At 54.9% G+C, this 8949-nt stretch carries 7 protein-coding genes; all 7 read right to left on the bottom strand.

Translation table 11 applies throughout. The annotated features are described in order from the left end of the window. The coding region (locus ACQ4N8_RS24245; protein WP_430706920.1) for a precorrin-2 dehydrogenase/sirohydrochlorin ferrochelatase family protein at window positions 1–577 on the bottom strand (577 nt) is incomplete at its 3' end. A 189-nt stretch (window positions 578–766) separates the two neighbouring features. Beyond that, window positions 767–2206 carry a glutamyl-tRNA reductase gene (gene hemA / locus ACQ4N8_RS24240; protein ID WP_430706919.1) on the bottom strand — a complete coding sequence of 480 codons (1440 nt, stop codon included), beginning with the start codon at window positions 2204–2206 and terminating at the stop codon, window positions 767–769. A gap of 208 nt (window positions 2207–2414) precedes the next feature. Then, a complete protein-coding gene (gene speD, locus ACQ4N8_RS24235) occupies window positions 2415–2810 on the bottom strand; it encodes an adenosylmethionine decarboxylase (protein WP_430706918.1) in 396 nt (131 codons plus the stop codon). Between the two features lie 275 nt (window positions 2811–3085). Then, window positions 3086–3721, bottom strand: a complete 636-nt coding sequence (locus ACQ4N8_RS24230) for a non-ribosomal peptide synthetase module (protein ID WP_430706917.1) — start codon at window positions 3719–3721, stop codon at window positions 3086–3088. Window positions 3722–3918: 197 nt separating this feature from the next. Then, on the bottom strand, window positions 3919–4566 hold the full coding sequence (gene yihA, locus ACQ4N8_RS24225) for a ribosome biogenesis GTP-binding protein YihA/YsxC (RefSeq protein ID WP_430706922.1): 648 nt from the start codon (window positions 4564–4566) through the stop codon (window positions 3919–3921). Window positions 4567–4609: 43 nt separating this feature from the next. Beyond that, window positions 4610–6946, bottom strand: coding sequence for an endopeptidase La (gene lon / locus ACQ4N8_RS24220; RefSeq protein WP_430706916.1), 2337 nt, complete (start codon window positions 6944–6946; stop codon window positions 4610–4612). Between the two features lie 135 nt (window positions 6947–7081). After that, a complete protein-coding gene (gene lonB / locus ACQ4N8_RS24215) occupies window positions 7082–8800 on the bottom strand; it encodes an ATP-dependent protease LonB (RefSeq protein ID WP_430706915.1) in 1719 nt (572 codons plus the stop codon). Window positions 8801–8949 lie beyond the last annotated feature (149 nt).

Genomic DNA, 8949 nt, shown 5'->3' with positions numbered 1-8949 from the left:
GGATCGAAGTCAATATATCGGTCTCGGCCAATCTGCGGAATAACCGTTTCCGCTTGCCGGGATTCGTAACGTTATTCTTGATAAAGGCTCTGGCGGAGCTCAAAAAATCGATGTACTGTTCATAATCATGCCCAAAATGGCCGTCGATTTCCCGGCACAGCTCCCGGGAAGCCGCCGGCCCCGCCCCCGAAGTGGATACCGCAACCACCAAGCCGCCGCGCCTCAGCACGCTTGGCGTGATAAAACTCCCGTTCGGTCCGTCGCCGGCATCGTTCACCGGAATCCCCCGCTCCCCCGCCTCCGCAACGACGGCAGCGTTGACCTCCTGCCGGTCCGTGGCGGCGACGGCCAGGAATGCGCCGGTAAGGTCCCCTTCCGCATACTCGCGTTGCGTCCATACGATCGCGCCTTCCAGGCTGCGACGCCTCAGGCCTTCCGTCACCTTCGGGCTAACGATCACCGTTTTCGCGCCGGCTTCCGCCAGCGCGGCCGCCTTGCGTTCGGCAACCTGGCCTCCGCCGACCACGACGCAACGCCGTCCTTCCAGATTCAACATCACGGGCATGTAATGAGGCATAGCCGCTCCCCCCGGTCTCAAGCTTCATATCGATAATAGCATACCCTACCCTGCCGTATTTTGCCATGCGCGCAGCAACGCCAAAAAGCCCTGAAACCTTCCGCTGCGGCTTCGAATTCCAGCCATGCAATTCGAAGCATACAGCAGAGGGCTCAGGGCAAATCCCGCGGGCCAATCTTATGGATTTGTTTATACCGATACCTTCGCCAAAGGAAGCGAAGGTTCAAGCTTGAACGGAGCCTGACTCCGGGACTCCTCCTGAAGATCCTCATGCTGCTGGAGTTCATTGGCTTCCCGGACTTCCTGAACTTCCTTGGAAGCCCCGCTTTCCTTCCCGGACAACGAGTCGTTTCCCGTTTCCAGATGCTCTTCCAGGGCGAAAATCTGCGTGAACAGCTCCAAAGCTTCCGCACCTTGCTTCTCGCCGGCCAGCTCCTTGATCCGATTAATCGGATCATGCATCATTTGGTTAACGATGCTTTTGGTCAAACGCCGGATGACCTTGCGCTGGCGTTCGTCCAGCTCCGGCAATTTGTTGAACAAGCTGTCGATCGTGCTCTCGTGAATCCCGGACGCTTTCTCCTGCAGGGCGCGAATCACCGGCTTAACGCCAAGCGTTTGCAGCCAGCCGGCGAAGGCGGCCATCTCCCCTTCGATCATGGCCTCGATTTTGACCGCTTCCGCTCGGCGCATCTCCATGTTGCTCTCCACGATTCCTTCCAGGTCGTCGATATCATAAAGGAATACCTGGTCGAGCTCGCCGATCGCCGGTTCGATGTCCCGCGGCACGGCGATATCGATCATGAACAGCGGTCGGTCCTGGCGGTGCTTCATGCTGCGGGCTACCTGGGCGGACGTGATCACGTATCCTTCCGCACCGGTGGAGCTGATCAGGATATCGACCTCCTCCAGCCGCTGCATCGCGTCCTGCATTGTACACGGCACACCGTCGCATTTCGCGGCCAGCTCCTGAGCTCGGGCAAAGGTCCGGTTCGCCACCAGCACCTCTTCCGCGCCGCCGCCGCTCAGATGCTTTGCGGTGAGCTCGCTCATTTTCCCGGCCCCCAAGATCAACACGCGTTTTCCCTCAAAGCTGCCGAATATCCGTTTGCCCAGTTCCACGGCCGCATAGCTGACGGAAACGGCGCTTTCGCCGATCGCCGTCTCGGAGTGGGCCCGTTTCCCCAGCGTCACCGCTTGCTTGAACAGCATGTTGAACCACGTTCCGGTACCCTTTACGTTTTGCGAAAGCAGAAAAGCATTTTTGACCTGTCCGAGAATTTGCGTTTCGCCCAGCACCATCGAATCCAGTCCGCAGGCGACGCGGAATAAGTGGTGAATCGCGTGGGTCTCTTCGTACATATATAAATGGCGGGTAAATTCTTCGCGCGGAACCCCGAACCAGCGTTCCATAAAGCTGCGGATGAAATACCCGCACATGTGCAAACGATCGACCACGACGTAAATTTCCGTACGATTGCAGGTGGCGATAATCACGCCTTCCAATACACTCTTGGTGCGTAAGAGCTCCTGCAGCGCTTGCGGCATGTCTTTGTCCGCGAAGGAAAACCGTTCCCTGACTTCCACAGGCGCCGTCCGATAGTTTAACCCGACTACGACGATGTGCATTGCAAGTTCACCTGCCTTGAATAGGATGTCTCAAGCATTAACCGAAAACAAACTATGTTAATTATATCACAGAGGAAGTCCACTTCCCGGGGGATTCGATGAGTTTTTTATGAATTATTTATGAAATCGACTCCACCAAAACAAATAACCATGGAATAGCTCCATGGTTATCTTATTTTTCCCAAATATTCTAAAATCTATAAGAACTTCAGACGAATTCAGCCTGTTTATCCGGCTCAACGACCTCGATCTCGCCCAAACCGCGAACCAGCTTCTTCGCGTACGTTTTCTCCGGATTTAATACGGACACCAGGTAATCAATCGCCAGTTGCGGATCAACCGTCTCTCCGCAGGTATAGCAATCGATCGCAGCAAACCCTCTCTCAGGATACGTATGAATCGAGAGATGGCTCTCCGACAGCAGCACAAGCACCGTAGCACCTTGCGGTTCGAACTGTTTGGATTGTACGGACAGCACCGTGGCACCGCAAGCTTCCGCGGCTTCCACCAAATGAGCCTCTAAAAGCTCGGCGTTGTTCAGCACTTCAAAGTCGACTCCCCAAGTATCAACAGCAACGTGTCTTCCGAAAGTTGAATACTCCACCCTTCGGTTCCCCCTTCCTAGGAATAAAATGTTTGAAAAAATTTCATCCGCTAGGACCTACGTCATTCACTTCCCGAGGGAAAAATCTCTCGCAACATCTCCATGTCCTGAGTGAATCCTGGTTCCTATATTCTTTTCAACGAGATTAAAAATAACATCTATCCGAGACAAATGCAACTCTTTTTTTAAAAATGCGTTCGTCCCCGTGGGCCCGCCATTTCCCTGAAAAAAGCTACCCTGTCATCAGGGTAGCTTTCACTAGTACATTATGTTATTTACAGGGTATTTGTGACTCTTTCCGAAGGTCGGCCCGATGAAATATCCCAAGCTTCCAGAACGAACAATCTTCGGGAACAGTTCCGCAGTTCATCGTCGATCCGTTCTACTTCTGCCGCATCCGGAGTTATGAACCGGGCATCGAGCAACGCGTTGATCGTCTTGTGTATGCGGGCGATTTCCATTTCGACGTCATTGCTCCGGTAAATCCGCTGCAGTTCTCCCACCGTATCCTTAAGCTCAAAGACCAGCTTGTAGGAATCCCGGGAATACTCAACGATTTTGCGGACCCGCCCGTCCTGATAATAATACATCATCATGAATCCTTTATAAATTCTGGTGACCATACCCGAGCCCTTAAATGCTGCGAACAATAATCTCATGACGTTCGTCAAATGGGGTTTTTCCAAGCGGAAAGACAATTCACAGACATAATATCCTTCTCTACGTTCAAAAGGCAGATGCACTTCTTCCCCGCCGTCATCCTCCAGCACCACTACTTGCCCGCCGTTATCAAGCACCTTGACCCGTTGGCGAACGTGAGGGTCATACACTTTGTGAATAAACTGCGACATCTGAACTTCCGACAAACGTAAACTGGCATTCACATACTCTGTGGCTAACCGCTGAGCCATAAAAATCTCCTCAATTCTTATACAATCGCTTTATCATAATTATACACTACGATTCAAACCGTTTGCTCAGCGAGTAAAACGTGAATTCTTGCCAATTTCCAGTAAAAACAGGATTAAGCCGTTTTTAACCGTAAAAATCCCGCTACATGCTCACTTTCCTGCTGAAACTGCTTCGAATCCCTTCGGTATCCATCGATTTATTGCATTTGACCATTTTCACCTTCCGCAGGGTCCAAGCCTTCCAAACTCTCTTCCGCTGCAGGTTCCGCGTAACGGCCGATCAATTCCCACAGCTCGTCCTTGCCGATCCCCTCTTCCGCCGAAAATAAAATGAAGTGATCCCCGGGGCGCAGCACCAGCGCTTCCTTGATGATCTTCATATGCTTCTGCCAGCGCGATTTCGGAATCTTGTCCGCTTTGGTCGCCACGACGCAAACCGGCAACTCGTAAGCCTTCAGCCAGTCGTACATCAGTTCGTCGTCCTTGGTCGGCGGATGCCGGAGATCGATGATCTGCAGCACAAGCTTGAGCGTCTCCCGCTCCAGCAAATATTTCTCGATCATCTTGCCCCATACCTCGCGCTGCGATTTCGACACTTTGGCGTAGCCGTAACCGGGGACGTCCACGAAATACAACCGGTCGTTGATCCGGTAATAGTTGAGATGTTGGGTCTTGCCGGGGGTCGAGCTCGTGCGCGCCAGGTTTTTGCGGTTAATCATCCGGTTGATCAGCGACGATTTGCCCACATTGGAACGCCCTGCCAGAGCGATCTCCGGCAAGGCGTCCTCAGGATATTGATTCGGGCCAACGGCACTGATCACAAATTCTGCCTTGGTTACTTTCATCATTCCAATTCCTCTCTAAAACGAAGACGCGTATGCGCCGCGTTTAATGCACTTCGGGTTGTTCCACGAGGGCGTGCTCCAGCACCTGATCCATATGGGATACGGGCACGAAAACGACGTCCTCCTTCACGCTCTCGGGAATATCGCGCAGGTCCCGTTCGTTATCCTTCGGCAACAGGACCTTGCGGTAACCCGCCCGATGGGCGGCAAGCGATTTCTCCTTCAGCCCGCCGATCGGCAGCACCCGGCCGCGCAGCGTAATTTCGCCGGTCATGGCAACGTCCTTGGAGACGTGGCGGTTCGTCAGGGCCGAAATCAGCGCCGTGGCGATCGTAATTCCCGCCGACGGGCCATCCTTTGGAATCGCGCCTTCGGGGATATGGATGTGGATATCGTTCTTCTCGTGGAAATCAAGCGGTATGCCGAGCTCCGCCGCCTTGGAGCGCGTATAGCTGAATGCCGCCTGCGCCGACTCCTTCATCACATCGCCGAGTTTGCCGGTGAGCGTCAGCTTCCCGGCGCCCGGAACGACCGTAACCTCGATCATCAGCGTTTCCCCGCCGACCTCCGTCCAGGCGAGTCCGGTGACGGTGCCGATCTGGTCTTCCAGCTCGGCCATGCCGTAACGGAACTTCGGCACGCCGAGGTAATCCTTGACGCCGTCCGGCGATATGGCGATTTGTTCCTTGCCCTCGGAAACGATCCGCTTCGCAGCTTTGCGGCAAAGCGCAGCCACCTGCTGCTCCAGATTGCGGACGCCGGATTCGCGCGTATACTCGCGAATCACTTTCAGCAGGACGTCCTCGCCGATCGCCAGCTGATCCGGCTCAAGGCCATGCTCTTTTTTCTGCTTCGGCAGCAGGTAACGGTTTGCGATTTGCAGCTTTTCCAGTTCCGTATAACCGGGGATGAACAGCATCTCCATCCGGTCGAGGAGCGGACGCGGTATGTTGTGTACCGCATTGGCCGTCGTGATGAACATGACGTTGGACAGGTCGAACGGCACCTCGACGAAATGATCGCTGAACGTGTTGTTTTGTTCCGGATCAAGTACTTCGAGCAGCGCCGACGAAGGGTCTCCGCGGAAATCGGAAGCCATTTTATCGATTTCGTCGAGCAGGAACACCGGATTCAGCGATCCCGCCGTTTTCATCCCTTGAATAATCCGCCCCGGCATAGCGCCGACGTACGTGCGCCGGTGTCCGCGGATTTCCGCTTCGTCCCGTACGCCGCCCAGCGAAATGCGGACGAATTCCCGGCCGAGCGACCGCGCGATCGAACGGGCCAACGAGGTTTTGCCCACTCCCGGAGGGCCGACCAGGCACAAAATCGGGCCCTTCAGCTTTTTGACCAGCTTCTGTACGGCCAAATATTCCAATACTCGTTCCTTCGGCTTATCCAGGCCGTAATGGTCTTCGCCCAGCACCTGTTCCGCTTTGGCCAGATCCAGGTCATCCTCCGTTTTATCGTTCCACGGCAGGCTCAGCAGCCAATCCACATAATTGCGGATGACGCCTCCTTCCGCCGAGCTCGCCGGCATTTTCTCCAAGCGGTCGATTTCCTTCTCGACCTTTTCCCGGACCTTCTCCGGCAAGCCTTTCTCTTCCAGCTGAGCGCGCAGTTCCTCGACTTCGCCGGCCCGGCCTTCCTTCTCGCCGAGCTCTTTTTGAATCGCCTTCATCTGCTCGCGCAAATAATATTCCTTTTGCGTCTTCTCCATCTGTTTCTTGACGCGTTGGCTGATTTTGCGTTCCAGCTCCAGCACTTCGCGTTCGTTATTCAGGATGTCGAGCAGCTTCTCCAGCCGTTTGCGAACGTCGATCGTCTCCAGGATCTCCTGCTTATCCTTGATTTTCAACGATAGATGACTGGTGATGACGTCGGCCAGACGCCCGGCTTCCTCGATGTCCGATACCGCCGCCAGCGTCTCCGGCGTTACTTTCTTGGATAAATTGATATAATGTTCGAATTGGGTTAATACCGTGCGCATCAGCGCGTCGACCTCCGGATCGACCGTTTCTTCCTCCGGACGTTCCTTGGCCATCACTTCGTAATACTCATCATTATCCAAATATTCGACGATTTCGGCGCGTTCCATGCCTTCGACCAGCACCCGGATGGTCCCGTTGGGCAATTTCAGCATCTGCCGAACCTTCGCTACCGTACCGATGCGGAATATATCTTCTTGAGTCGGTTCTTCAATGTTCACTTCGGATTGAGAACAGAGGAGAATCAGGTTATCTTCGACCATGGCTTTTTCCAGAGCCTTTACGGATTTTTCCCGTCCTACGTCCAAGTGCAGTACCATACTCGGATAGACGAGAAGGCCCCGCAGCGGGAGCAGTGGAAAACGCCGGCCTTTGGATTTATGGGGTCCCATCGCTTATGCACCTCCAAACGTTCTCTGTAGATATCATTGCTATTTTAGCAAATGTTACATAAAAACACCAACGAGGAGCGGCCGCTTTAGGCGGCCGCCCCCGTGATCGAGCTCCTTGTTGCTTCCGATTCCCTGTTACATCGCTCCGCCCTGCGAAGGGGATTCCGCATGAAGGAAAGGCGCCGGGGCCGGAACCGGGGCAAACAACTCCCCGCCGATCGACAAATCCAGGCTTTTCTCGGCTTCGGGTCCAAACACTTGCCGGAACACGTCCGCCAGCGTATCGACGGGGATGACCCGCAACCCGTCCAACCCTTCGAACAGCGTTTGCCAGTTATCCTTCGGAATGAGCACCGTCGTCGCTCCAGCTTGAAAGGCTGCCTCCACCTTAGCCACAACGCCCCCTACCGGCTTCACCTTGCCATGAATTCCGAGTTCGCCGGTCATGGCGATCTGATGGTTCACCGGCACTTGCTTGATGGCCGAAGCAATGGCGGTGGCGATGGCGAGTCCGGCGGAAGGCCCATCGATGGGGGTTCCGCCCGGAAAGTTGATGTGCAGGTCGTAGTTCGACGGATTGAGGCCGATCCGCTTCAGCACGGTCAAGACGTTCTCGACCGAACCTTTGGCCATGCTCTTGCGGCGCAACGTGCGGCTGCCTCCGCCGATTTCCTCTTCGTCCACCACGCCGGTGATGTTATAACTGCCTTTCCCTTTTTCCACCGGTACGGCCGTCGCTTCAATCTCCAGCAGCGTCCCCATATTCGCGCCGTACACGGCCAGGCCGTTGACGACGCCGACCGCGGGCTGTGCCGGGATTTTGCGGTCCGGGCGAGGGGCCAATTGGCTGCTGGTCGCTACCCATTCCAAGTCCGACGCCAGCAAGTGATCGCGTTTTTCGGTTAGGGCAAGGCCGGCGGCCAACTGCACCATGTTGACGGCTTCGCGTCCGTTGGTGGCGTATTTTTTGATAACCTCCACCGCCTCCGGACAAGGTTGGAACCCAATCCGTTTGACCGCGTCATCGGCGATTTGCGCGATTTCCTCGGGCAGCAGCGGCCGGAAATAAATCTCCATGCACCGGGAACGCAAAGCGGCCGGAATCTCCTGCGGCGAACGGGTGGTCGCTCCGACGAGGCGAAAATCCGCAGGCAGACCGTTTTGGAAGATATCGTGAATGTAAGCGGGAGTATTCGTATCCTCGGAATTGTAATACGCGCTCTCAAGATACACCTTGCGGTCCTCCAGCACTTTTAACAGCTTGTTCATTTGAATCGAATGCAGTTCGCCGATCTCGTCGATGAACAGGATTCCTCCATGAGCCTTGGTTACGGCTCCCGGCTTCGGTTGCGGAATGCCGGCGACGCCCATGGCCCCGGCGCCTTGGTAAATTGGGTCATGCACCGAACCGATCAACGGGTCGGCGATGCCGCGTTCGTCGAAGCGGGCAATGGTAGCATCGATCTCCATGAACTTGGCATCGGCTTTGAACGGGGACACCGGATTTTTCTTGGCTTCCTCCATCACGACCCGCGCCGCCGCCGTTTTACCTACTCCCGGCGGACCATAAATGATCACGTGCTGCGGGTTTGCGCTGCAAAGCGCTGCTTTCAAAGCGCGCAGACCGTCTTTTTGCCCGACGATGTCGTTCATTGTAGCCGGACGTGTGCGCTCCGCCAACGGTTTGGTAAGCGAGACCGCCCGCAGCTTGCGCAATTTCTCCATTTCCTTGCGCGACTCCCGGTCCACCGCCAGCCGGTTCCCCTTCTGGCTCCGCAGCTGGTTCCAGAAGTACAGTCCGATCACAACGGCAAAAAACATTTGAACGGCCATCAGGATCACATTAAGTTCCATACACGTTACGCCTCCCACACTTTGACTGCTCTTTGACTGATACTTGGTAGTATAGCCTTTTCGCTCCAACGTAAAACAAAGAGTTTTGAGAGGTAGTTCAAAAAGTCATCTTTTGAAGATTTAAGAATGAATGGTCACCGAAGCATGTC

The sequence above is a fragment of the Paenibacillus macerans genome (genome assembly GCF_050565405.1).
Lineage (GTDB): Bacteria > Bacillota > Bacilli > Paenibacillales > Paenibacillaceae > Fontibacillus > Fontibacillus macerans_B.
Note: the sequence above shows the minus strand (reverse complement) of the source record. Positions and strands in the feature narration are given on the sequence as shown.